Origin of the sequence: Limnobacter parvus (assembly GCF_024623725.1) — a bacterium.
Classification (GTDB): domain Bacteria; phylum Pseudomonadota; class Gammaproteobacteria; order Burkholderiales; family Burkholderiaceae_B; genus Limnobacter; species Limnobacter parvus.
The window spans coordinates 663238-685038 of sequence record NZ_JANKHG010000017.1 but is presented as its reverse complement, the minus strand read 5'-3'; the positions used below and the strand labels follow the sequence as shown (position 1 = coordinate 685038).

The window sequence follows — 21801 nt, the reverse complement described above, 5'->3', positions numbered from 1 at the left end:
GCGAGGGATTCTGCGTAGAATTCATTGCATTATTCGTACAAATAAAAAAGACAAACACACCATGATTTACAAAGCGCTGTTGTTTAAGGTAATTCTGGCTTTTTTCATGGTGGCGCATTCAGGTTTACATGCCTCTCCGACTTCAATTGAACGTGCCGATTTAAAACAGGCCCACGACCCCCTGTCGTTAAACAGTTCGGTGGCACTGGTCGCAGATGCCGACTCGCTTGAAGTGCTATACGCAAAAAACCCATCTGTAGTACTCCCGATCGCTTCAATTACGAAGGTCATGACCGTGGTGGTTACGCTCGAAGCCGGGCTCGATCTCGATGAAGTGATTACCATTACAAACGCAGACATCGACTATTACAAAAATACGCGCTCACGCTTGACGCCTGGAAGCGAATTTACTCGTCGAGAATTAATTCATTTGGCATTGATGGCGTCGGAAAATCGTGCCGCCTCAGCCTTGGGTCGCAGCTACCCGGGTGGTTTGGCCGCATGTGTGGCACAAATGAACCGCAGGGCTACTTCCCTGCGAATGTTCAACACAAATTTCGCTGAAACCACGGGTTTGTCGGTTGAAAACAAGTCGAGTGCAAACGACCTCGCTCGCATGGTACTTCATGCTCAGCGCTTTCCGTTGATCCGCCAGTTTTCAACAGACCCGCAGTTTTCTGTTCAGTCCGGGAAAGGTCAACTCAACTTCAGGAATACTAATCGGTTAATCAAGAACAAAGAGTGGGATATTCAAGTTCAAAAAACCGGATTTATTAATGAGGCAGGGCGTTGCCTGGTGATGAAAGCTCGCGTGGGAGATCGCAATCTGGTTATCGTGCTGTTGGATGCATTGGGTTCTCAAGCCCGTTTCGCGGATGCAGAGCGCATTCGCGAATATGTGATGGCTGTTGAGTCAAACATCAGCCCGACTATCACTGCCACCGGCTACGTGCCCAAACAAGCCAACTAAAGTCTGAATTTGCCGCTGGGGGGAATGACCCGACCCTGCCAGCCTAGTGATGCGCTGATGCGCTGGGCTGTGTGCATTAGTTCCTGTAACCAGTCTTCCTGAATTCGGTCGGCAGGCGCGGAAATCGATAAACCGGCAATCAATTTTGAAGAGTCATCGAAAATGCCTGCGGCCATGCAGCGCACGCCCATTTCAAGCTCCTCGTTGTCCCGTGCAAAGCCATCGATTCGAACCAGATTCAGCTCTTTCTCGAGTTTTTCCAATGTGGTCAAGCTGTTCATTGTGGTGCCACGCAAGGTGGTTCGTTCTGCATACAGCCTCAAATGTTCGGGTGTTTCACTGGCCAAAAATAATTTTCCAGTGGATGTAAGATGCAAAGGTGCTCGGCCACCGATGGCGCGCACCACCTGCATGCCGGAACGTTCGCTGTACGCGCGATCTACGTAAACAATTTCGTCGCCCTGGCGAACGGACAGATTAACGGTTTGTCCTGTCAAGCGGTGTAGCTTACGCATCAATTCCAGCGCAGCGTCGCGCACGTTCAGTCTGGCTTTTACAAGGTTGCCCAATTCAAGCAACCGCATACCAAGTCTGTAAAGACCTGGGTCGGTTCGGTCCACAAGTCGGCAGGCCACCAAATCATTCAAAATACGGTGTGCTGTGGAAGGATGCAGCTTGGTGTCTCTCGCCAGGTCCTTCAATGCAACCGGGTCTTGGTGTTCGGCCAAAGCATCCAGTAACTGCATCATTCGTTCAATAACTTGAATACTGGTGCGCCCAATCGACTCTTCGCTCATACCAACAATTTCCTTTTCATCAAGTGGAAAGTGTAAACCATATTGTGAAAAACGTCACTCCTTATGGTTATCACTACTGGCTTGAAAGCGGCGCGCTGCATACACTTGATCGGGTTTGATAAAAATTTGGGGAATGACCTTGCGTGTCGGTTTGTTTGTAACTTGTCTCGTGGATTCAATGCGGCCTTCGATCGGGTTTTCAACCGTCGAGTTGTTGGAGTCAGCGGGTTGTGACGTAGTGGTTCCACAAGCGCAAACCTGTTGTGGTCAACCCGCCTGGAATTCGGGCGACCATGAAAGCACACACAAATTGGCACAAAAGTGGTTAGCGGAGTTTGAGCAATTTGATTATGTTGTGGCGCCTTCAGGGTCATGTGCCGGAATGACCAAGGTGCATTACACCGAAGTGTTTAAAAACGATCCGGATTTGAAAATGCGCGCAGCACGCCTGGCAACGCGAACTTATGAATTAACCGATTTTCTGGTGAATGTGATTGGTCTTGAAAAGCTCAAGCTGGGTGCCAGTGAGTTAAGTCAGATCACGTACCACGATTCGTGTAGCGGTCTTCGTGAATTGGGGGTTCAACAGCAGCCCCGAACCTTGATCGGAAAGATGGGTGGCGTGGAAATTCTCGAGATGAAAGACAGCCGCCAGTGTTGCGGTTTTGGTGGTACTTTCGCATTGAAATACGGCGAGGTTTCAAGCGCAATTTGCACTGACAAGTGTGAACAGGTTCAAGCCACCGGCGCGCAAGCCGTGGTGCTGGGCGACCTGGGCTGCATGATGAACATTGAAGGGCGCCTGCGCCGCATGGGTGACAACACGCAGGTGCTGCACGTGGCTGAATTGCTTACCGGGCGCAAGCCGGGCCAAGTCTAAATTGGAGTTGTAACACCATGCAAGTTCAAAGCATGTTTTTTGAGCGCAAGGCCAGTGAAAAGCTGAATGACCCGCGCTTGCAGGAAAACCTAAAGCGTTTATCCAGCAAATTCGTGAATGCGCGCGCCACCAGTATTTTGGAATTGGAAGACTTCGAAGGTACGCGTTCAGCGGCTGTTGATATTCGCAACCGAAGCATACAAAACCTGGATGTATGGCTTGAATTGTTTGAGCAGAAAGCAGTTGAAGCTGGGGCTAGAGTTTTGTTTGCCCGCACGCCACAGGAAGCAGCAGAATTGGTTGTGAAAATTGCCAAGAAGCACGAGGTGAAATCAGTAATCAAATCGAAGTCAATGGTGACTGAGGAAATGGCACTGAACAAAGCACTTGAAGCCGCCGATGTGAAAGTGCGTGAAACTGACCTTGGCGAATACATTCTGCAGATCAATGACAACGAGCGGCCCAGCCACATTATTGCGCCTGTTGTTCACAAGGACAAAGAACAGGTGGCCGACCTGTTCGAGAAGCACCACCACCTGCCTAGAAAAACAGACATCGCCGAAATGACCCGCGAGGCGCGGGAAATTTTGCGCCCGCAATTTTTGGCAGCCGACATGGGTGTAACGGGGGGCAATTTCATTATTGCCGACACTGGTTCGGTGGCTTTGGTCACCAACGAGGGCAATGAAGGCATGTGCACCATCAACCCGCGTGTGCATGTCGCCATAACCGGTGTTGAAAAAGTAGTGCCCACACTGGAAGACTTTGCGACGCTGATTCGCTTGTTGCCTCGTTCAGCAACAGGCCAAAGTATTTCCAATTATGTATCGCTACTCACAGGCCCAAAACGTGAAGGCGATTTGGATGGCCCTGAGCACATGTACTTCGTAATTTTGGATGGTGGTCGAACCGGTTTGCTGGGCGGCGAATTTGAGGAAATGCTTCGCTGCATTAAATGTGGTGCCTGCATGAACCACTGCCCCGTGTATCAAAAAATAGGTGGTCATGCTTACGGTTGGGTGTACCCAGGCCCTATGGGTTCTGTGTTAACGCCAAGTTACACCGGCATTGAAAAGGCACTGGATTTGCCTCAGGCTGCTACGCTGTGCGGTGAATGCCATGTGGTGTGTCCGGTAAAAATTCCTTTGCCAGATTTGCTGCGCAAATTGCGTGAACAGCAGTTCTCGCGAGGCTTGCGCCCATGGCAGGAAAAAACAGCATTTAAGGTTTGGGCTTTTGTGGCACAACGGCCAACGTTGTACCGTGTTTTATCCCGTATCGGCATTAAAGCCATGGCATGGTGGGGAAGGCGAAAAGGTGGCATTCACAGCCTGCCAGGTGCAGGCGGATGGACCGGTCAACGCGACTTTCCTGTGCCCACAGGCGAAACCTTTTCGAACCTGTATCAAAAGCGGAAAAAAAAGTGAGCGCCTCGTAAACAAAAAAGCGGCTTTAATTAAGCCGCTTTTTTTTGTTGCAACAGACCTGACTATTTGCTTTTTTATACAGCTTTTCGGCGCATTGGAATTTTGCAGTTCGCTCGAATTGTCGCGGCACATTCGGTGACCAACTCGGGGCCTTTGTAAATTATGCCAGTGTAGATTTGAACCAGTTTTGCGCCAGCGCGAATTTTTTCCACAGCGTGTTCACCGCTGGAAATACCGCCTACACCAATAATCGGAATGTCATCGCCCAGTTCTGCGTACAAACGCTTAATCACATGGGTAGATTTCTCCAGCACTGGTGCGCCACTTAGGCCGCCTTGTTCATCACCATATTGCAAACTTGCAACGCTGCTTTTGTCGATGGTGGTATTGGTTGCGATTACGCCGTCAAATCCAAAGTGAGTCAAACGCTGCGCAATGGCATCGATCTGATCATCATCCAGATCGGGTGCAATTTTAAGGGCCATAGGTTTGTACAGGCCATGCTCATCCGCCAGCGCTTTCTGCTTCTCTTTCAAAGAACCCAACAAAATATCCAGGCTGTCGCCGCCTTGCAGGTCGCGCAGGTTTTTGGTGTTGGGTGAAGAAATATTCACCGTTATGTAAGTGGCATAGGGGTACACAGCCTCTAGTGCAGCCAGGTAGTCATCAGCGGCTTTTTCCACCGGGGTTACTGCATTTTTGCCAATGTTGATACCCAGTACGCCCGGGTAATTGCTGGCTTTCACATTCTGGATCAGCTTGTCCACACCCTCATTGTTAAAGCCCATGCGGTTGATCAAAGCGTCAGCCTTGGGCAAGCGAAAAATTCGAGGTTGTGGATTGCCTGGTTGTGGCTTTGGAGTAACGGTTCCTACTTCCAGAAAACCGAAACCCATAAGGCCCAATTCACTGATGTAGGCGGCGTCTTTGTCCAGGCCTGCCGCCAAACCCACACGGTTCGGAAAATCGATGCCCATGACCTTCACAGGGTCAGCCACTGCTGTGGGTGAAAAATATTTCAGCAGACCCAGTTTTCGAAGTGTTTGCAGGTTACTGAAAGTGACGTGGTGGGCCTTCTCAGGATCTAGTGCAAAAAGGGCGGGGCGTATCAGGGAATAGGGCAGTAACATGCTTGTGGGGTAGGGTGTATGACAACAGCCTGCATTGTAACGGGGAATGAGGCTGCTTATTTGATATACGGGTCTGGCAAAGTTTGCCATGCGTTGTCTTGCAGAATTTCTGCTGCAGAAAAGCGTGCTTTGTAAGCCATTTTCTCGCTTTCTTTGATCCAGTAGCCCAAATACAAATAGGGCAACTCAAGGTCGCGGCATTGGTCGATTTGCCACAATACGCCATACACACCCAAACCGCTTCGTTCCTCAGGGTCGAAGAAGGTGTAAACCGATGAAAGTCCATCAGTCAGTATGTCAATAATCGACACCATCACCAATTTGCCTTGTGCATTTCTGAATTCCACCAAGCGGGAATTTACACGTGTTTGAAGCAGAAATTGTGAATATTGTTCGCGGCTGTCTTCGTCCATGCCGCCGCCGTGGTGGCGGGCGGATTGGTACTTTAGATACAAGGCATAGTGTTCTGAATTGAAATGCAAGCGTTGCACACTGGGCTTTAGATCTGAAAATGTTTTTACTGTGCGTCGCTGGCTTCGGTTGCTTGAAAAGTGGGCTACTTTCAAACGCAAAGGCTTGCAAGAAGTGCAGCCGTCACAATGCGGCTTGTAAGTGAACAAACCGCTGCGCCGGAAACCCAGGCGCACCAGTTCGCTGTAAACATCTGCATTGATCAGGTGGCTCGGCGTTGCCACCTGCGACCTGGCCAAGCGGTTGTCCAGGTAACTACATGGATAGGGCGCAGTTGAATAAAACTGCAATGTTGAGAAGGGCAGTTCCTTAGGTCTGGTCATACGTCCAAATTAATTCGCGTGGTTCCCAATTCAAGGTGGGCTGCACAATGGAATTTGCCATTTCAGTTTCAAACACCTTTCGATTTACCGTGCGCGCCCCCATCGACATCAAATGCCCCGTGGCTTGCTGGCAGTCAATTATGTGCACATTCTGGGATTTTAGCCAATACACAAAGTGGGCGAATGCCACTTTTGATGCATCGGTTTGGGTAGAGAACATGCTTTCGCCATAAATCATCTTGCCCAAAGCCACGCAGTACAGCCCACCCACCAGCTGATCACCTTGCCAATGTTCAACCGAGTGGGCAAAGCCCCGGCGGTGAAGTTCAACATAGGCGGCGATCACTTCTTCGGTGATCCAGGTGCCTTCTTGCCCCTGCCGTGGGGCCGCACAGGCGCGCATCACCGCTTCAAAAGCAGTGTTGATTTGAATGCGGTTATCACGGTTGTTGCGCATTTTACGAACGGCTTTTAACAAAGACCGGCGCAGCTTGAATTCTGTTGTGTACAACACCGCACGGGGCGAAGTGCTCCACCACAGCACGGGCTCCCCTTGGGAATACCAGGGGAATATGCCTTTGGCGTAACTGGATTGTAGCCAATCAGCGTTGATTTCCTGGCTTGCAGCCAGCAAGCCTGATGGGTACTCAAGGGCTTCAGAGGTATCGGGAAAGTCTTTGGGTGAGTCCAGCCAGGGAATGGTGGTTTTACTCATCAGGCCTTGAATTGCGACTCGGTCCAGTCGGTGTGATTAAACACATCGCCTGTATGCAAGGTGTAGCGTCCAGCCTTGCGGTCTGCAAAAAAAAGTGAAAGGGTTTTTGACACGGTTTTGAAAGCCAGCTCATCCCAAGGAATTTCTTCTTCTGAAAATAGTTTCACATCGAGACTTTCTTCACCGGCAAAGTAATCTGCGCTTGGCATTTCTGCACGGAAGAAAAGATGAACCTGATCTGCCCTGATCACATCGAACATCGTGAATAAAGGGCCAAGGACAATTTTCGCGCCTGCTTCTTCCCAGGTTTCACGCGCGGCACCTTGATGGGTGGTTTCATTTAATTCCATGAAACCTGCGGGCAGGGTCCAAAAGCCAAGCCTTGGTTCAATCGCCCGCTTGCACAACAGTACCTTACCGTGAAAAGTTGGAATGGTTCCAACCACGATTTTGGGATTCACATAGTGAATAGCGCCGCAGCCTGGGCAGCAACTGCGTTCACGGTTGTCGCCTTCAGGAATTTGAACTTCAGTCGGGGTGCCACATGTGCTGCAGAATTTCATTTGTTGTTTGCTTCTATTGCGATGTAAAAACTACTTGCAGTGTAACCGACAATTGTGTGTATAATTCGGGCTGCTCGAATTGCTGAGGCAATGCAGGCAGAAGGCAGATTGGCTTAAAAGTTTCGTTTAAAAAGGTTGGTCAAGTTGTTGACAAGCTGAACGAAATAATTAATAATCTTGGTCTTCGCTTAGGGGGTATAGCTCAGCTGGGAGAGCGCTTGCATGGCATGCAAGAGGTCAGCGGTTCGATCCCGCTTACCTCCACCAAAGCACACGGTTTTAGGTCCCCATCGTCTAGAGGCCTAGGACACCGCCCTTTCACGGCGGTAACACCGGTTCGAATCCGGTTGGGGATGCCAGTTACGGCAAAAACGCTTCTCACCCACAGGGTCAGAAGCGTTTTTTATTTGCTGACCCGAATTGCACATTGTTAACCCGTCTTTTAAGACTTACAGGGTTCGAAATTCTGTGTAGCATCGAAATCAATCTTCCTCCAATTTCAGTTTCTCAAACGTGCGTAATTTAAACATGGGAAAACCATTTCGAAGCGGCATTATTTGTTTGCTCGCGCTGACCGCATTTGCAAATTTGCAGGCCTGCGCAGTGGTCAGCGCAACAGCGGGTGCGGCTATATCCATTACTGGCGCAGTCGTGTCTACTGGTATCAAAGTAACAGGTGCGGTGGTTGAAGCAGGCATCGATGCGGTTAGCGACGACGATGTGCCTGAATAGTGGTGGTTAAGCTAAGTATTATCCCCAATCGGTAGGGGTTATTCGAACTATTTCCCCCCACTTGTGTCTGCAAGTAGGTACTTCCTTACGTGTTAATCTTCCTCGTCGCAGTTGCAGTGGAGCCATCGGCTTGATCAAACGTCTCGTTTATTTCCTTATTGTCGTGCTTGTATTGGGTGCTGCTTACGCTCTGGCCCAAACATTGATAGGCAACGCATCTTCTGAAACACCCAATCAAGGAAGCAAGGGCGCTGCGCCCAAAGTCTTGGTTGAACCCGTGGTTTTTGAATCGACTGGTAGCTCGTTTGGTGCAATCGCAACTGGCTGGGCTGGCCAATCAACAGACATATATGCCGTGGTTGATGAAAAAGTCAGCAAGGTATTGTTCAAGTCCCAACAGAAAGTAAAGCGCGGCGACCTGCTGGTGCAGCAAGATGATCGCGAAGAGCAACTGGCGCTGCGCCTTGCACAGGTACAACTTAAAAACACCCAAAGTCTGTTGGAACGCTACAAACAGGCCGTGGGTAAAGGCGCAGTCCCTCAAACACAGGTTGATTCAGCCCAAGCTGATTTCGAAGCTGCGCAGGTTGCAGTTGAACAGGCGAGGCTGGCCATTTCTTTTCACCAAATTCGCGCGCCTTTTGACGGTGTTGTCGGAATAACTGACATTGATCCAGGTCAGAGGATTGGACCTGATGTACTGGTAACTGGAATTGATTCAAGAGAAATAATCTATGTTGATTTTGATGTGCCCGAAGCGATCATCAGTCAACTCAATCCAGATTCGATGGATCAAATACAGGTTACCGCAACTACCCCTGCAGTCGCCGGCAAACAATTCGACGCGGCTGTAGTTGCGCTTGACAGCCGACTTGACGCTGAAAAGCGAACCCTTCGTGTGCGAGCAAACATTAACAATTCTGAAGATTTGCTTCGCCCGGGCATGTCGTTTTCTGTCCAAATGGCTGTGAAAGGGCAAATGCTTGCCGCAGTGCCTGAAATTGCCCTTCAGTGGGACCGTGAAGGGTCTTATGTTTGGCTGGTGCGTGATGGCAAGGCCGATAGGGTAAATCTTCGCGTGGCAGACCGAAGGCAGGGAAAGGTTTTTCTTGAAGGCGACATTCGGGAAGGTGATTCGGTTGTTGTAGAAGGCGGTCTGCGTCTGTCGGAGGGTGTGCAGGTAGAGCTGGTTGAGGATCCTCTTCAATGAGCCGCGCCACTGAAGGTTTAACCGCCCTGGGGCTAAAGCGACCTGTACTGATTGTGGTCCTCAATTTGCTGATTATGCTGGCAGGTGTTGTCAGCATGTTCGGCATGGAAGTGCGTGAATTGCCAGACATTGACCGACCTGTTGTGTTGGTGCGTGCTGTGTATCAAGGTGCATCGCCGACTACCATGGATGCCGAGGTAACGTCCAAAGTAGAAGGCGCGGTTGCCCGCGTTTCCGGCGTGCTGCGAATTCAAAGTTCAAGCGAAGAAAACAACATGCGGGTTCGCATGGAATTTTCGCCCGATGTGGATGTGAACGTGGCCGCCAACGATGTTCGGGAAGCGGTTAGCCGAATTACCAACCAACTGCCGGAAAATCTGGATCAGCTGCTTGTGATCAAAGCGGACGACGATGCTCGGCCAGTGGTGCAACTTGCCGTTTATAGCAACACCTTGGCCATGCAGGATTTGGCCGAGCGCGTAGAGCGCGACCTGGTGCCCGCATTTGTCTCTGTAACAGGCGTGGCAGATGTGCCGCTGAATGGTAGCCAACCTCGCGTACTGCGGGTGTTGCTCGACCCTGCAAAGCTTGCCCGGTTTGGCATGGTGACCACCGATGTGCTCAGTAGCCTGGAGTCGATGAATCTGGATGTGCCTGCCGGCAGTTATTTGTCTGGTAAGCAGGAACTGCTGGTGCGTGCCAATGCTTCAACAATTGATACTGAGGCAATCAATTCAATTCTGATTGGAAACGGTGTTCGGGTTCGGGACGTGGCCGATGTATTTTATGGCCCAATGTCTGCAGAGTCCTATTCATTGCTCAATGGCCGCGCGGTGGTGGGCATGGGCGTACTGCGTCAGGCCGGGGGCAATACGATTGCAATTGCCAGTGATGTAAAAAAGCGTATGGCTGAAATTAATGCGCAGTCCAAAGACCTTCAGGTCATCATGATTTCCGATGACTCGGTATTTATCAAAGGCGCGTTGCAAGAAGTTTTAACCTCGCTGGTATTCGCCGTGCTGGTGGTACTGGTGGTGATCGCATTGTTTCTGGGGCAATGGCGCGCAGTGTTAATTCCAGCCGTTACCATGCCCGTTGCCTTGGTGGGTACGCTCGCTGCGATCTGGCTGGCGGGTTTCTCAGTCAATATGCTGACTTTGCTGGCCCTGGTGCTGGCCACCGGTTTGATTGTTGATGATGCCATTGTGGTACTGGAAAACATTCAACGCCGCAAGAAGTTGGGTGAGTCCATCACCGTTGCATCGGTGCTGGGTACTCAGCAGGTCTTCTTTGCGGTGATTGCAACCACAGCTTCACTGGTCGCAGTGTTTCTACCCATCGCTTTTTTGCCTGGAGAAACAGGTCGCCTGTTCCGGGAATTTGGCATGGTGCTGTCCATGGCAGTCATTATCAGCACGTTTGTAGCGCTTAGCCTTTGCCCCATGTTGGCAGTTCGATTGTTAAAAGAAGACCCACCCACCACGGGCAAAGGTGCCCGGTTCATGGGTCGAATGGAGCATGCCGGCGATAAAATTGCCAATTATTATTTCCGCACGCTGGACAGTTTTTTGAAACACCGTTTGGTGTCTCTTCTCTTTTTCGTTGGAATTGCCATCTCGGGTGCATTCGTCTTCACATTGCTGAGCCAGGAACTGGTTCCTCCCGAAGATCGCGGCCGTTTGGTAGTGGATTTCACCGGGCCTGATGGCGCTTCACTGGAGTACAGCGGCAGGCAGGGACAAATTGCAGAGAAAATAATGCGCCCTTATCAAGAGCAGGGCCTGATCACTGATTTTTTCACCATTGTTGGACGGTATGACAAAAACCGTGTTGCGATTCAGGCCAATCTGGCCGATTGGGGCGATCGTGACACGTCACAGCAGGAATTGGCGGCCAAGTTAAGCAAAGAACTCTCCAGCATTCCGGGCGCACAAGTGCGTTTCCAAAATGAAAGCAGCTTGAACATTCGTGGCGGCGGTGGTGGTTTGCAAGTTGCTTTGTTGGGTGATGACTACGACGTGCTGGCCAACAATGCCGACCTGCTTGCCGATGCATTGATTAAACAGATTGACGCCGTGCAAGACGTTCGAGTGCAGTACGACACATCACAGCCGGAACTGGGATTTGAAATTGATCGGGAAAAAGCCACCGACTTGCAAGTGCCGGTGAGCAGGATTACGCAAACCCTGCAGATTTTGGCTGATGAATATCAACTGATCGACTTGAGTGTGGGTGATCAAGCGGTGCCTGTCATGCTCGGCTCAAGCAAGGGCAGCCTGAACTCGCCATTTGATTTGCTGAATGTTTACACCAAAAGCGATGCTGATCAATTGGTACCCCTGGCCTCAATGATTTCGGTTGAAGAGCGTGGCGTTGCAGCGGAACTGGACCGCCATGGGCAGCGCAGGGCAGTGGAATTGAATATTGGTATTCCGCCCGGTACAGATTTGGGTACAGCCATGCAGCAAATTCGCGCTGTGGCCGCCGCGGAGTTGCCTTCTACTTCGACGCTGATTTTCTTGGGTGAAGCGGCCACGCTTGAAGAAACTTCCAATGAAATGTTCATTACCTTTGCTGTGGCATTGGTGGTGGTGTTTTTGGTACTGGCTGCGCAATTTGAAAGCGTAGGCAGCGCTGTGGTGGTGATGTTCACGGTGCCGTTTGGTTTGGCAGCGGCGGTGTTTGCGCTGTTGCTGACCGGCCAATCGCTTAACCTGTTCAGCCAAATTGGTTTGGTCTTGCTGATTGGCTTGATGACAAAGAATGCAATTTTATTGGTTGAAATGATGGATCAATTGCGTGATGAAGGGCACACAGTTGAGTCGGCCGTGCGTGAAGGCGCGCGTTTGCGCTTGCGCCCAATCGCCATGACAGTTCTATCCACTGTGTTGGGCGTGTTGCCCTTGGTGCTTACGTCGGGCCCAGGCGCAGAAGCGCGTGAGGCGATCGCCTGGGTGGTATTGGGTGGTTTGGGTTTGTCGACCGTGTTTACACTTTACTTGGCACCCATGGGCTACAGTTTCATTGCGCCGTATATGAAGCCCAGAGCGCATGCCGCCGAACTTCTCGACAAGGAAATTGATGAGTACGAAGCCCGGGTGAAGAAAGACGAGGTGAGCGCATGAAAGGCCTTTGTTCGTTATTCATTCTTTCTCTGGCCATTGTTGGATTGTCGGCCTGCGCCACCGCGCCTTCACCTGAAATACCGGAATCAAAAACACAAACCCCCGCGCAGTTTGTTGCCCAAGACATTCTGCAGAATTTAAGCAGCGTGAACGACGCAGGTGTGGCGGGCGTTCGCTGGTGGGAAGGATTCAATGACCCGATCCTGAACCAACTGGTGCAAACCAGCCTGGAAAGCAATTTTCAAATTGCATCGGCTGCAGCCCGCGTAAAAGAGGCCAGGGCGCTTCTGGCGCTCAGTGAAACCGGCGACTCACTGTTGCTTGAACTGGATGGCGAAGTCAGTGGGCAGCGTTCAGACCGCGGTAATTCAAACGGCGGTTCATCCAATAACACCGGCAATGTCGGAAACAACAACCGCGATGAACGCAACGCCCTGCTGGGCTTGGGATTCACGTTACCAATTGATTTGGCGGGCAGGGTGGAGCAAGAGGTGCGCGCAGCCGCTGCAAGCTTGTTGGCTGAGCAAGCCAGCCTTCGTGCGCAAATTATTTCAACCAGCACCAATGTGGCGCAAGAATATTTGCTGTTGCGCGGCAATCAAAAGCAATTGGACATGCTGCGTGATTCCGTGAGCTTGCAGGAGAAAACACTGGCCATTGTGCAAACCCGTTTTGAAAGCGGTTTGTCGCCCGAGCTAGATGTTCGGCGCGCGGAAACATCGGTTGAAACATTGCGTGCTGATATTGCCCCCCTGGAACAGGCACTTCAAGATTCCAGGCATCGTTTGGCCACGCTGGCTGGCCAGTTCCCCGGCGCTTATGAGGAATTGTTAAAGCCAGAAGGCGCGCTGCCGCAATATGGTTTAAGCATTCCTACACGTTTGCCGTTTCAAGTGGTACAAGCCCGGCCAGATGTTCAGCTCGCCCAGGCTCGCTTTGCGCAGTCGGCGGCTGAAGTGGGTTTGGCACAAGCTGATTTTTATCCAAGTATTGAATTGATGGCCAGCATTCAAATTGGAAGTACGGCGCTCAATTCAAACCCTGCGACCAGTATTTTGATCGGCTCTTTGTCTGCTTTGCTGAATCAGGTCATTTACGACGGCGGTGCAAGAAACGCCCGGCTGGATGCAGCCAAGGCCCGTGCTGAAGGTTCATTGGCTGACTATGAACAAGTGCTGCGCGAGGTAACTCAAGAAGTCGAAAATGCATTGACGGCAATAAACTCATCCGCATCGCGACAAACCGCGCTGGGCAAAGCGGTGGTTTCCAGCAAACGCAGTTTTGAACAAGCGGATGCGCTTTATCAACTGGGTTTGGTGAGCTTTCTGGATGTGGTGGATGCGCAGCGTGTGTATGCCAACGCTGAACAGGCCCTTGCCACGGAACAGACCAACTATGCCACGTTGATTGCAGGTTTGTTCCGCGCTTTGGGTGTTCAAAGCTGATTAAAAACGTTCGGTGAAACCAATACCGAAGAAGTGAGTATCTAGCTGCACATTGCCTTGAAATTCCCCTCCGCGCACTTCGGGTGGGTCAATGCTTCGGTTGTTTCCCACTGGCGCCGGGTCTGTGTCCAGCTTCTGGTATGCGAAATGAATGCTCGTGTCGCGGCTTAAATCAAACTGGCCACCGAGTGCGAAATATTGACGATCGCTGTCGGGCAATATCGTAATTCTGGTTGCATCATCAATTACGCTGTTTTCAATGGCATAACCCGCGCGCAAGGTAAGTCGTTTATACAGTTTGTAATTAAGGCCCACGCGATAAGATTCAGCAGCCTTGAAATTCTGTGGAATGTTTTCCAGAGTGCGGCCATTGCTTTCACGCTGGAAATTCAAAGTGGTTACGGAAAAATCCTGCCGTGTGTAAGTACCCATTAAATCAAGTTTTGGTGTTGCATGGTGAAACACCGATATACGGAGTTCATCGGGCAAGGTTATTTCCTGTTTGATAATTTGCTCTGGTGCCAAATCCCCAGCGGCCTGGGGACCATTCACACCCAAGGCGGCAAAGGCTAGGCTGTTGATTAAGCCATCGCTGTTCAGGAAGGCACGGAAAGCGGCTTGTTCGGGCGAATCATTAAGTTTGAATTTGCCCCTGTTGCCCGTGAATTCTGTTTTCGGGCGATATGAAATACCCACGCGCGTTTTTTCTGTGGGTTCCCACAAGCCACCGACTTGCGCATTGAATGCCCAGCCAAACATCCGCAAACCCGCATTGCTTTCGCCTGGAATTGGTGGCGCTCCAATTAACGCGCCGGCCGGACTTTCGAGCAAAGCCGCTGAACCGGGTGCAAGTGCCTCGACTGCTTCGCGGTAATTCAGCTTCAGCTTGATCGATTGAAAGTATCGTTCATAGGAGCCATTCACGCCCAAGGACAAAGTAGGGCTGAGTTTGTAACCAAGACCCAGGTTTAATCGCGTTACTTTGAAATCAATATCGCGCCCTTGATTTCGTCCTGGAAAGTTTTCATCGTAGTGAATCACCAGTCCGTGTGAAGCCGAAGCCCCAAAGCCCATAACCAATTTTTCATTGATTGGGATCGCTACATACAAATTGGGGGCCAATGCGCCAGCATCAAAACCATCTTTGCGGCTAAACACCTGGCCGTTTTGACCCCGTGGCGCCCCAGAATCCGCACCATCATTGTTTTGAGTCGATGTGTAATCGGTGCCAATGGCCACCACCGCAGCACCTTGAGTAAGCTCGGCACGTTTGAAACGCGTCAGCGCAGCCGGGTTTGCAAACAGTACAGACGCATCGCCTGCTTCAGCGGCTTGACCAGCGGATGCGTTGCCCATTGCACTAATGCTGGTCGCATCAAATGCCGTTCCACCCGCCAAAGCCGACGATGAGGAAAAACAGAAAACAAAGCTTGCAGCCAAGCGTGTGTAGCGAAACGAGGATCCGGCTCCTCGAACAGAAGATTGCATGGGTGATGTCTCCGATGTATCGATCAGTGCACTTGCTTCAAGTGATTAGCTCAAGGTAGTGACTTTTATGTAGTCATTTCAGTGTATCACCAAAGCCTAAAACTGTTACTTTTGACTTGTGAAGTAGATCTCATACTCTAAAGAGTGCCTTCGGCATTGATTCAGCGCACGATCCATGGCAGCCCCGCTTTGGGGGTAGTCCAATCATGTAGTTGATTTGTTGTAGGAATTAATTGTTAATGGTTGTAAGTATTTTTCTGTATTGAAGGAGGGCATGATGAGAACATCGGTCATGAAACGGATGACAGTGTCGCTTTCAGTGATTGCTCTTGGCGCCACGTTGACTGGCGCTGCCCGTGCTGGCGACTACTTGGTCTTGAAGACAAGCCGTACATTGAGTGTAATCAATCAGCCAATTCCTGAATACACGACAGCAAAAAAAATCGATCCTGGTTTGCTGGCCAAAGTGCCTTTATTTCGTGGTGTGAAAGTGGACGAAAGTCCTCGCCATGCCACCAAATCCACTCAAAGCAAAATTAAGCTTGATGACAGCGAAAACCAGGCGCTTTCCATGGTCAAAGCCGTTTATGGCGGGCTTCAAATTTCACTGAAAGAAAATTTGAGTTTGGTGTATGCACCGGGGCGCTTGTCAGGTAACTCCATGAACAGCGAAAGCCAAGGCCTATATTTGTTGGCCAATCGTGGTGGAGTGGCCAACTGGTTCGTGGGGGTTGAATCGCGTTCATCCAATCTCACAGCGGAATCACGCCGCAGTGCCAACACTGCACGATTTGGCGTGGTGATGAATCTGGATTAAACAGTCTCTCCGTGCCTGCCGGATCCTTCTTTAAACGCAGTAGCACCTTCCACGGTTTCGCCCGAAGTGAGGGTGTTCAATCCAAACTCAAACTCTTCTTCAAGCGCTTCGCGTTCTCCAAATCCCCACTGTGTCAGCACACTTTGCCTGTCATTTCGCATGCAGGTTTGCGGATGTTTGCACAGCAATTCAGCCAATTCCAATGCACCTTCAAATGCAGTTCTGTCTATTTCCAGTCTGTTTGCCAATCCCCACGAAAAAGCTTCGTTCGCTTCAACGCCACGGCCAGTAAGGATCATGTCTAGCGCTCGGCTTTGACCAATCAATCGGGGTAAACGCACCGTGCCGCCGTCAATTAGCGGTACGCCAAAGCGGCGGCAAAACACGCCAAACACAGCAGTTGAATCGGCCACGCGCATGTCGCACCAGGCCGCCAGTTCAAGTCCACCCGCCACGCAATAACCTGACACTGCTGCAATAACAGGTTTACTTAATTCCATGCGACTAATTCCCATGGGGCCCGCACCGTGGCGCTCCATGCGATTGACGCGGCTTGGGTCGCCAGAAGCAACCGCTTTCAAATCTGCCCCTGCACAAAAGTTGCCACCTTCACCTGTGAAGATTGCCACTCGCGCTGTGGCATCAGTTTCGAAAGCCTGAAAGGCCTTCTCTAGTTGATCCGCTGTGTAACGGTCTACGCAGTTTCTGGCTTCGGGGCGATTAATCGAAATTTTCCAAATCTTTCCTTGCTGTAATATCGTAATGTTGACGGGTTCTTCTGTTGTGTTGTCCATCATGCGCCCTTTGTTAGATTTTGAATTGAACACTGCCCAAAGCATACCGCGAGTTCGGTCCATGCGCCTGCCTGCACGCTTTGTGAGTACGCGGAGTGGTTTGTATTTCGAATGGGGAATGCGTTTGCGGGTCAAGTTGGCAGAATCCAGCCCGGTGCTGTTAGACGATTCGTCCGCATGGAATTTGAAAGCTGAATTGATGCGTTCCATTTGGCAGCCGCCGCCCAGTATCCGGGTTCCAGAAGAATTTCAAAATGCAGTACTTAACCTTCCCATTGAATCGGTGAGTTTGAAAGATGTCCAACGTGCTTGGTCAGCTGCAATAAGGCGGCGGTTTGGCTATGAAGTGTTCAAGTTAAGTCTGCGTGTGTTGCCTCGCAAGTCCACTCTGTTTGATTTAAGCCAGGTGGCTGCTTTTAAGCATGTATTGAATGCAAGGCTTTTGGAAAACCCTGCCTTGGCTCCACTATTGGCCCAAGACCGTGGTATGTGGAGTAACTTGCCCAATTGGCGAGTGGTTAAAAATCGAATGCTTGCGCAGGGACTCAGCCAGCATTCGTGGCGTTGGCTGACACACCAGAAAAAAGCTTACATTGCCAGAATCGACTGGGGGCAATTAAGTCACCTAAGCTGGGTTAATTTTCACTCGGCGCTGGCGCGTGAAGTTCCAATTTCCTGGGTGGACAAGCAAACCGCGGCCTTGTTGGGTTTTGGCGGTTTGGGAACCTGGTTGCGTCGCAACCACGAGGACCTGAACACAATGCCAGCCCTGAACATTTTGCGCGGGGTCAGGCTAGCACTCCAACGCCGCCAAAGTACCGACAAACTGGCGCACCGGCATGAACTTGCCCACGAGGAGTTCCCACTCATTACCGATTGGTTGTTGGGTAGTGCTGCGGGTTCAGGCAAACAGCGCGTGGTGATTTCGCGGCATTGGACATACGACACTTTGATGTCTCGCCAAGTGCACTGGCACTTGGTCGAACTCGACCTTGAAATGGGCCGACCGAATGTGTTCTGGCCTGAAGTAATCGGAATGGGAAGTTTGGGTAACAACATTGATTTTATCGAACTGACTTCGCTAAATGCTTTGCTAAGCGAAGCAAAGAAAATGCACCATTGCGTGCCTTCCTACATTGACCGCTGCATGGCTGGCGATGTGTGTATTTTTCACCTGCAGATTAAAGGCCATGCTCCGCAACGCGGTACGCTGGAATTTCGCAGGGAAGGTGCGAGCGGGTGGCAAATCAGTCAGTTAAAGGGTCCTTGCAATTCCCCGGTCTCCAGCCAATTGTGGAGTGCTGCCCATGTATTGCTCAGCAGGCTGGGTTGATTGACCTGCACCCTGAAATGCTTCTTTTGCCTTGTGTGAAAATTCAGACCACATAACAGCTGTACGCTGAAAAATAATCATTTGTGCATAAATTTCAGCAAGGCTGGCGGCCTGTGAACACAATGTCATGGTGTCGCGCGACGAGGGAAACTGCTGTCGCCAGTAGTTAATTGCCCTCTCAATTTCTACCACTGACACTGGGTGGTCTGGAGATTTGGATTGTTTACTTGTTGGCATTGTGTGCCCCTGCGTGGTGATTCCATGTTCTCAATTGTAAACCAAAATACTGTCGATTTAAACAGTATTAGGCCGTGAAGAGGAAACATTAACATGCAGGGAGTTAGAGTACTTTCTTAAGAAAGTTCGCAATTTCAACCACTTCCTCGCCGCACACGGAATGTGCCATTGGGTAGGTGTGCCAGTCCACAGAAAAACCTTTTTCAAGCAATAACTTGACAGCTTTTTCTCCGCGTTCCATCAACACAATATTGTCTTGTTCGCCGTGCGCAGCAAGCACTGGAATTCTGATATTTTCGGGGTTCATTTCGCCATCTAAAGCGCTTTCACAAGGCAGGTAGGTGGACAAGGCAATTAAACCTGCCAGCTTGTGCTGAGTACGCACGCCGGTTTGGTAAACAATTGCGCCGCCTTGCGAAAAACCAGCCAGCACAATTTGCTCGGCCTTGAAACCCAACTCAATTTGATCGTTGATAAGCTGTTCAAGCGAGGCTTGGCTTTGGCGGATACCGCCTTCGTCTTCTTGGCGTTGTAAATCAACATTTTTAATGTCGTACCAAGCACGCATTACATAGCCACCATTGATGCTCACCGGAATTTTGGGTGCATGTGGAAACACAAAGCGGGTATTGGGCAAGCCCATCTGCTCGAGTTCTTTAACAATGGGCACGAAGTCGTAACCGTCTGCGCCCAGGCCATGCAACCAAATAACACATGCCGTGGGGTTGGGCCCGGTTTCTACTACAACACATTCAATGCTTGGATTCGAATTTGGGCTCACTGGGCATTTCCTTCAACGGGTTTGCTTTCTGCTGGCTTTCGTATGGCCGATTTCGGTCGAAACGCTTGGATCACGGTTTCACGGGTTTCCATGTAAGGGCCGCCGATCAAATCGATGCAGTAGGGTACCGCAGCGAAAATGCCTTTCACCAAGCTGTTGCCTTCCTGGTCTTTCAAACCTTCCAGTGTTTCAGCAATCGCTTTGGGTTGACCCGGCAAGTTCAGAATCAGGCTTTCACCACGAATCACTGCCACTTGGCGAGACAATATCGCCGTGGGCACAAAATGCAGGCTGATCTGGCGCATTTGTTCGCCAAAACCTGGCATTTCCTTGTGTGCCACGGCCAATGTGGCTTCAGGGGTTACATCGCGCTTGGCAGGGCCTGTGCCACCGGTGGTGCAAATCAAACTGCACTGGTGTTCATCGGCCAGCTTCATCAAAGCATTTTCAATTTCAGCCTGTTCATCGGGAATTAAAATTTCAACAAACTCAACCGGATTCAATAGCGCAGTTTGCAACCAGGTCTTCAGGCTTGGAATGCCCTGGTCTTGGTAAACGCCGGCCGATGCACGGTCGCTGACCGACACCAAACCAATTTTTACGGCATCAAAATTCATTCTTCGCCTCTGTCAGCATCTTGCTCGGCTTTTTCTTCGATCAAGCGGTAAATGATCTGAAACAGCTGTCGAAAATTGCGGGGGGCTTTTTTGGCAGCACGTTCCTGAACGGCTTGCCGAATGATCGGGTTCAGGTTCTCGCGCGCAGCAGCTGGGTAACTTTCAATGAAGGTCGCCAGCAGTCCTGGGTCTTCAATCAAGCGGTCACGCCACTGCTCGGCGGCGTGCAGGTGCAGCACTTTGAGCTTTTGCTCCACGGTTTCGCCATTCACCCAGGCTTGAACCTCTTCATGCTCTTCATCGCGCATCAATTTGCCAATGAACTGCATTTGGCGTTTTTTTGCACCAAATGATTTGCATTTGTGAAATTCTGCGATCTCGATAAGCAGGCGCTCGCCGATCGGTGCCCTCTTGACTTTGTCAAAGGGCATTTCGCACAAGGTTTTGCCCAAATCTTGCAGGGCCAGCATGTCTCGCTTCACTGATGACTTGCTGGGGCGATCATATTCTTCAAACTCGCCCTGTTTTTCGTTTTCTGGTTCCATGGGCTGTATATTAGCCATTTTTGGCAGCACTTTTCGCAGGGCAATATGGGCTTTAGCTTTAAATCCGAGACATTTCAGGAATTAACCGAATACGCATTGAAAAAAGCCAAATCACTGGGCGCCACTGATTGTGCAGTGGACATCAGTGAGGCTGTGGGCCAGTCGGTCAGCGTGCGCATGGGTGAAATTGAAACCATTGAACACACCCGAGACAAGAGTTTCGGCGTTAGCGTGTTCAAGGGGACCAAACGGGGCAATGCATCGTCTTCCGATTTTTCAATTGAGGCAATCGATTCCGCCATTCGAGCCGCGCTGGACATTGCAAAATACACTGCGGCCGACAAATTCGCAGGCCTGCCAGACGAAGGCAATATCGCCAAGCGGCATCGCGACCTTGATTTGTACCATCCGTGGAGCCTAAGCACCGCCAAAGCGGTTGAGAAAGCCTTGATCATGGAGCAGGCGGCATTTGATGTCAGCAAACAAATTCGCAATTCCGATGGGGCCAATGTGTCCACGGAATCGGGGCATTTTTACGCAGCCAACAGCAAGGGTTTCAAGGGCGGTTATCCGTATTCACGGCACTCTTTGTCGGTTTCACCAATCGCTCAGGCCAAGAAGTCAAAAGACAGCCCCATGCAGCGGGATTTTTGGTATTCATCCGAGCGAAAAGCCAAAGACCTGGCAAAGCCTGCAAAAATTGGTACGTATGCCGCACAACGTGCATTGGCACGTTTGGGGTCTAAGCCAATAACAACGCGCAACTGCCCAGTTATTTTTGAAGCTCCGATTGCCGCCAGTCTGGTCAGCCATTACGTGGGGGCAGTGTCGGGTTCATCGCTTTATCGCAAAACCAGTTTCTTATTGAATTCATTGGGCAAGGAAGTGTGGGCACCGCACATCACCATCAAGGAAGACCCATTTATCGAAGGAGCGCATGGTAGCTCACCTTTCGATGAAGAAGGCGTGAAAGTAAAGGCCCGCACGGTTGTTAAAAAGGGCGTGTGCAACGGCTATTTCCTGTCAAGCTATTCGGCGCGCAAGCTGGGCATGGAAACCACTGGAAACGCGGGTGGAACGCACAACCTGATTTTGAGTTCGACCAAAACAGTGGCGGGTGGTCTGGATGCATTGTTGAAAACGATGGGCACTGGCCTGCTGGTCACTGAAATGATGGGGCAGGGTGTGAATGGCGTTACTGGCGACTATTCGCGTGGCGCATTTGGCTACTGGGTTGAAAACGGAATTATTGTTCACCCTGTTGAAGAAATTACCATTGCAGGTAACCTCAAAGACATGCTGGCCAATATCGTGGCAGTGGGCGACGACGCATACTGGCGCGGCAGCAAGCACGTGGGCAGCATTCTGATTGAATCCATGACGGTTGCAGGCAACTAAAAA

General features: G+C 50.7%; 21 protein-coding genes and 2 tRNA genes. 12 read left to right on the top strand and 11 right to left on the bottom strand.

The features are described 5' to 3' along the window. Positions 1–61: 61 nt before the first annotated feature. Complete coding sequence (locus tag NSP04_RS10325) at positions 62–970, top strand: serine hydrolase (protein WP_257512243.1); 909 nt, start codon at positions 62–64, stop codon at positions 968–970. Here NSP04_RS10325 and NSP04_RS10320 read toward each other — a convergent pair. Next, positions 967–1767, bottom strand: a complete 801-nt coding sequence (locus tag NSP04_RS10320) for an IclR family transcriptional regulator (RefSeq protein WP_257512242.1) — start codon at positions 1765–1767, stop codon at positions 967–969. The two genes, NSP04_RS10325 and NSP04_RS10320, sit on opposite strands and share 4 nt — an antisense overlap. Positions 1768–1906: 139 nt before the next feature. Here NSP04_RS10320 and NSP04_RS10315 point away from each other — a divergent pair, with 139 nt between their 5' ends. Both NSP04_RS10315 and NSP04_RS10310 read left to right on the top strand, forming a co-directional pair. After that, positions 1907–2647 (top strand): (Fe-S)-binding protein, encoded by a 741-nt coding sequence (locus NSP04_RS10315; protein ID WP_257512288.1) that lies wholly within the window; start codon positions 1907–1909, stop codon positions 2645–2647. Between the two features lie 17 nt (positions 2648–2664). After that, entirely contained in the window at positions 2665–4074 is a 1410-nt protein-coding gene (locus NSP04_RS10310; RefSeq protein ID WP_257512241.1) for a LutB/LldF family L-lactate oxidation iron-sulfur protein, read from the top strand. Positions 4075–4148: 74 nt separating this feature from the next. On the opposite strand, the gene NSP04_RS10305 is transcribed toward NSP04_RS10310, so the two are convergent. Genes NSP04_RS10305 through NSP04_RS10290 form a run of 4 tightly spaced genes read right to left on the bottom strand, consistent with a single transcriptional unit; the run spans position 4149 to position 7276 of the window. Further along, positions 4149–5204: a quinone-dependent dihydroorotate dehydrogenase gene (locus tag NSP04_RS10305; protein WP_257512287.1), complete on the bottom strand. Its 1056-nt coding sequence runs from the start codon at positions 5202–5204 to the stop codon at positions 4149–4151. 56 nt (positions 5205–5260) lie between these two features. Beyond that, entirely contained in the window at positions 5261–5998 is a 738-nt protein-coding gene (locus NSP04_RS10300; protein WP_257512240.1) for an arginyltransferase, read from the bottom strand. Then, positions 5985–6713, bottom strand: a complete 729-nt coding sequence (gene aat / locus NSP04_RS10295) for a leucyl/phenylalanyl-tRNA--protein transferase (protein ID WP_257512239.1) — start codon at positions 6711–6713, stop codon at positions 5985–5987. Before aat ends, NSP04_RS10300 begins: the two co-directional genes overlap by 14 nt. After that, entirely contained in the window at positions 6713–7276 is a 564-nt protein-coding gene (locus tag NSP04_RS10290) for an NUDIX hydrolase (protein WP_257512238.1), read from the bottom strand. Before NSP04_RS10290 ends, aat begins: the two co-directional genes overlap by 1 nt. Positions 7277–7467: 191 nt before the next feature. Between NSP04_RS10290 and NSP04_RS10285 the strand changes: the two genes are divergently transcribed. The 6 genes from NSP04_RS10285 to NSP04_RS10260 all read left to right on the top strand — a co-directional run bounded on the left by NSP04_RS10285 (position 7468) and on the right by NSP04_RS10260 (position 13788). Beyond that, positions 7468–7543: transfer RNA gene (locus tag NSP04_RS10285), tRNA-Ala, on the top strand. 16 nt (positions 7544–7559) lie between these two features. After that, positions 7560–7635, top strand: a tRNA-Glu gene (locus tag NSP04_RS10280). A 169-nt stretch (positions 7636–7804) separates the two neighbouring features. After that, a complete protein-coding gene (locus NSP04_RS10275; protein WP_257512237.1) occupies positions 7805–8008 on the top strand; it encodes a hypothetical protein in 204 nt (67 codons plus the stop codon). A gap of 130 nt (positions 8009–8138) precedes the next feature. Next, a complete protein-coding gene (locus NSP04_RS10270; protein ID WP_257512236.1) occupies positions 8139–9218 on the top strand; it encodes an efflux RND transporter periplasmic adaptor subunit in 1080 nt (359 codons plus the stop codon). Continuing rightward, positions 9215–12343 carry an efflux RND transporter permease subunit gene (locus NSP04_RS10265; protein ID WP_257512235.1) on the top strand — a complete coding sequence of 1043 codons (3129 nt, stop codon included), beginning with the start codon at positions 9215–9217 and terminating at the stop codon, positions 12341–12343. The genes NSP04_RS10270 and NSP04_RS10265 overlap by 4 nt, the downstream gene beginning before the upstream one ends. Next, positions 12340–13788, top strand: a complete 1449-nt coding sequence (locus NSP04_RS10260) for an efflux transporter outer membrane subunit (protein ID WP_257512234.1) — start codon at positions 12340–12342, stop codon at positions 13786–13788. The genes NSP04_RS10265 and NSP04_RS10260 overlap by 4 nt, the downstream gene beginning before the upstream one ends. Here NSP04_RS10260 and NSP04_RS10255 read toward each other — a convergent pair whose 3' ends face one another. After that, complete coding sequence (locus NSP04_RS10255; protein ID WP_257512233.1) at positions 13789–15276, bottom strand: OmpP1/FadL family transporter; 1488 nt, start codon at positions 15274–15276, stop codon at positions 13789–13791. A gap of 274 nt (positions 15277–15550) precedes the next feature. Between NSP04_RS10255 and NSP04_RS10250 the strand changes: the two genes are divergently transcribed. Beyond that, complete coding sequence (locus NSP04_RS10250; protein WP_257512232.1) at positions 15551–16093, top strand: hypothetical protein; 543 nt, start codon at positions 15551–15553, stop codon at positions 16091–16093. Here NSP04_RS10250 and NSP04_RS10245 read toward each other — a convergent pair. Continuing rightward, complete coding sequence (locus tag NSP04_RS10245; RefSeq protein ID WP_257512231.1) at positions 16090–16890, bottom strand: crotonase/enoyl-CoA hydratase family protein; 801 nt, start codon at positions 16888–16890, stop codon at positions 16090–16092. The two genes, NSP04_RS10250 and NSP04_RS10245, sit on opposite strands and share 4 nt — an antisense overlap. On the opposite strand from NSP04_RS10245, the gene NSP04_RS10240 reads away from it, so the two are divergent. After that, the gene (locus tag NSP04_RS10240; RefSeq protein ID WP_257512230.1) at positions 16889–18220 is read left to right on the top strand and encodes a PcfJ domain-containing protein; all 1332 of its coding nucleotides are present in this window, start codon (positions 16889–16891) and stop codon (positions 18218–18220) included. The genes NSP04_RS10245 and NSP04_RS10240 overlap by 2 nt on opposite strands. On the opposite strand, the gene NSP04_RS10235 is transcribed toward NSP04_RS10240, so the two are convergent. The 4 genes from NSP04_RS10235 to yjgA form a co-directional block, all read right to left on the bottom strand. Further along, complete coding sequence (locus NSP04_RS10235; RefSeq protein WP_257512229.1) at positions 18143–18457, bottom strand: DUF3717 domain-containing protein; 315 nt, start codon at positions 18455–18457, stop codon at positions 18143–18145. The two genes, NSP04_RS10240 and NSP04_RS10235, sit on opposite strands and share 78 nt — an antisense overlap. A 103-nt stretch (positions 18458–18560) precedes the next feature. Next, positions 18561–19238: an alpha/beta hydrolase gene (locus NSP04_RS10230; protein WP_257512228.1), complete on the bottom strand. Its 678-nt coding sequence runs from the start codon at positions 19236–19238 to the stop codon at positions 18561–18563. After that, positions 19235–19855, bottom strand: a complete 621-nt coding sequence (gene mog, locus NSP04_RS10225; protein ID WP_257512227.1) for a molybdopterin adenylyltransferase — start codon at positions 19853–19855, stop codon at positions 19235–19237. The genes NSP04_RS10230 and mog overlap by 4 nt, the downstream gene beginning before the upstream one ends. Next, complete coding sequence (gene yjgA, locus NSP04_RS10220) at positions 19852–20418, bottom strand: ribosome biogenesis factor YjgA (RefSeq protein WP_257512226.1); 567 nt, start codon at positions 20416–20418, stop codon at positions 19852–19854. Before yjgA ends, mog begins: the two co-directional genes overlap by 4 nt. 27 nt (positions 20419–20445) lie before the next feature. Here yjgA and pmbA point away from each other — a divergent pair, with 27 nt between their 5' ends. Continuing rightward, positions 20446–21798 carry a metalloprotease PmbA gene (gene pmbA / locus NSP04_RS10215; protein WP_257512225.1) on the top strand — a complete coding sequence of 451 codons (1353 nt, stop codon included), beginning with the start codon at positions 20446–20448 and terminating at the stop codon, positions 21796–21798. Positions 21799–21801 lie beyond the last annotated feature (3 nt).

Coding starts and splice junctions, on each gene's coding strand:
- NSP04_RS10325 (WP_257512243.1), top strand. CDS start 62: ATGATTTACAAAGCGCTGTTGTTTAAGGTAATTCTGGCTTTTTTCATG.
- NSP04_RS10320 (WP_257512242.1), bottom strand. CDS start 1,767: ATGAGCGAAGAGTCGATTGGGCGCACCAGTATTCAAGTTATTGAACGA.
- NSP04_RS10310 (WP_257512241.1), top strand. CDS start 2,665: ATGCAAGTTCAAAGCATGTTTTTTGAGCGCAAGGCCAGTGAAAAGCTG.
- NSP04_RS10305 (WP_257512287.1), bottom strand. CDS start 5,204: ATGTTACTGCCCTATTCCCTGATACGCCCCGCCCTTTTTGCACTAGAT.
- NSP04_RS10300 (WP_257512240.1), bottom strand. CDS start 5,998: ATGACCAGACCTAAGGAACTGCCCTTCTCAACATTGCAGTTTTATTCA.
- aat (WP_257512239.1), bottom strand. CDS start 6,713: ATGAGTAAAACCACCATTCCCTGGCTGGACTCACCCAAAGACTTTCCC.
- NSP04_RS10290 (WP_257512238.1), bottom strand. CDS start 7,276: ATGAAATTCTGCAGCACATGTGGCACCCCGACTGAAGTTCAAATTCCT.
- NSP04_RS10275 (WP_257512237.1), top strand. CDS start 7,805: ATGGGAAAACCATTTCGAAGCGGCATTATTTGTTTGCTCGCGCTGACC.
- NSP04_RS10265 (WP_257512235.1), top strand. CDS start 9,215: ATGAGCCGCGCCACTGAAGGTTTAACCGCCCTGGGGCTAAAGCGACCT.
- NSP04_RS10260 (WP_257512234.1), top strand. CDS start 12,340: ATGAAAGGCCTTTGTTCGTTATTCATTCTTTCTCTGGCCATTGTTGGA.
- NSP04_RS10255 (WP_257512233.1), bottom strand. CDS start 15,276: ATGCAATCTTCTGTTCGAGGAGCCGGATCCTCGTTTCGCTACACACGC.
- NSP04_RS10250 (WP_257512232.1), top strand. CDS start 15,551: ATGATGAGAACATCGGTCATGAAACGGATGACAGTGTCGCTTTCAGTG.
- NSP04_RS10240 (WP_257512230.1), top strand. CDS start 16,889: ATGCGCCCTTTGTTAGATTTTGAATTGAACACTGCCCAAAGCATACCG.
- NSP04_RS10245 (WP_257512231.1), bottom strand. CDS start 16,890: ATGATGGACAACACAACAGAAGAACCCGTCAACATTACGATATTACAG.
- NSP04_RS10235 (WP_257512229.1), bottom strand. CDS start 18,457: ATGCCAACAAGTAAACAATCCAAATCTCCAGACCACCCAGTGTCAGTG.
- mog (WP_257512227.1), bottom strand. CDS start 19,855: ATGAATTTTGATGCCGTAAAAATTGGTTTGGTGTCGGTCAGCGACCGT.
- yjgA (WP_257512226.1), bottom strand. CDS start 20,418: ATGGCTAATATACAGCCCATGGAACCAGAAAACGAAAAACAGGGCGAG.
- pmbA (WP_257512225.1), top strand. CDS start 20,446: ATGGGCTTTAGCTTTAAATCCGAGACATTTCAGGAATTAACCGAATAC.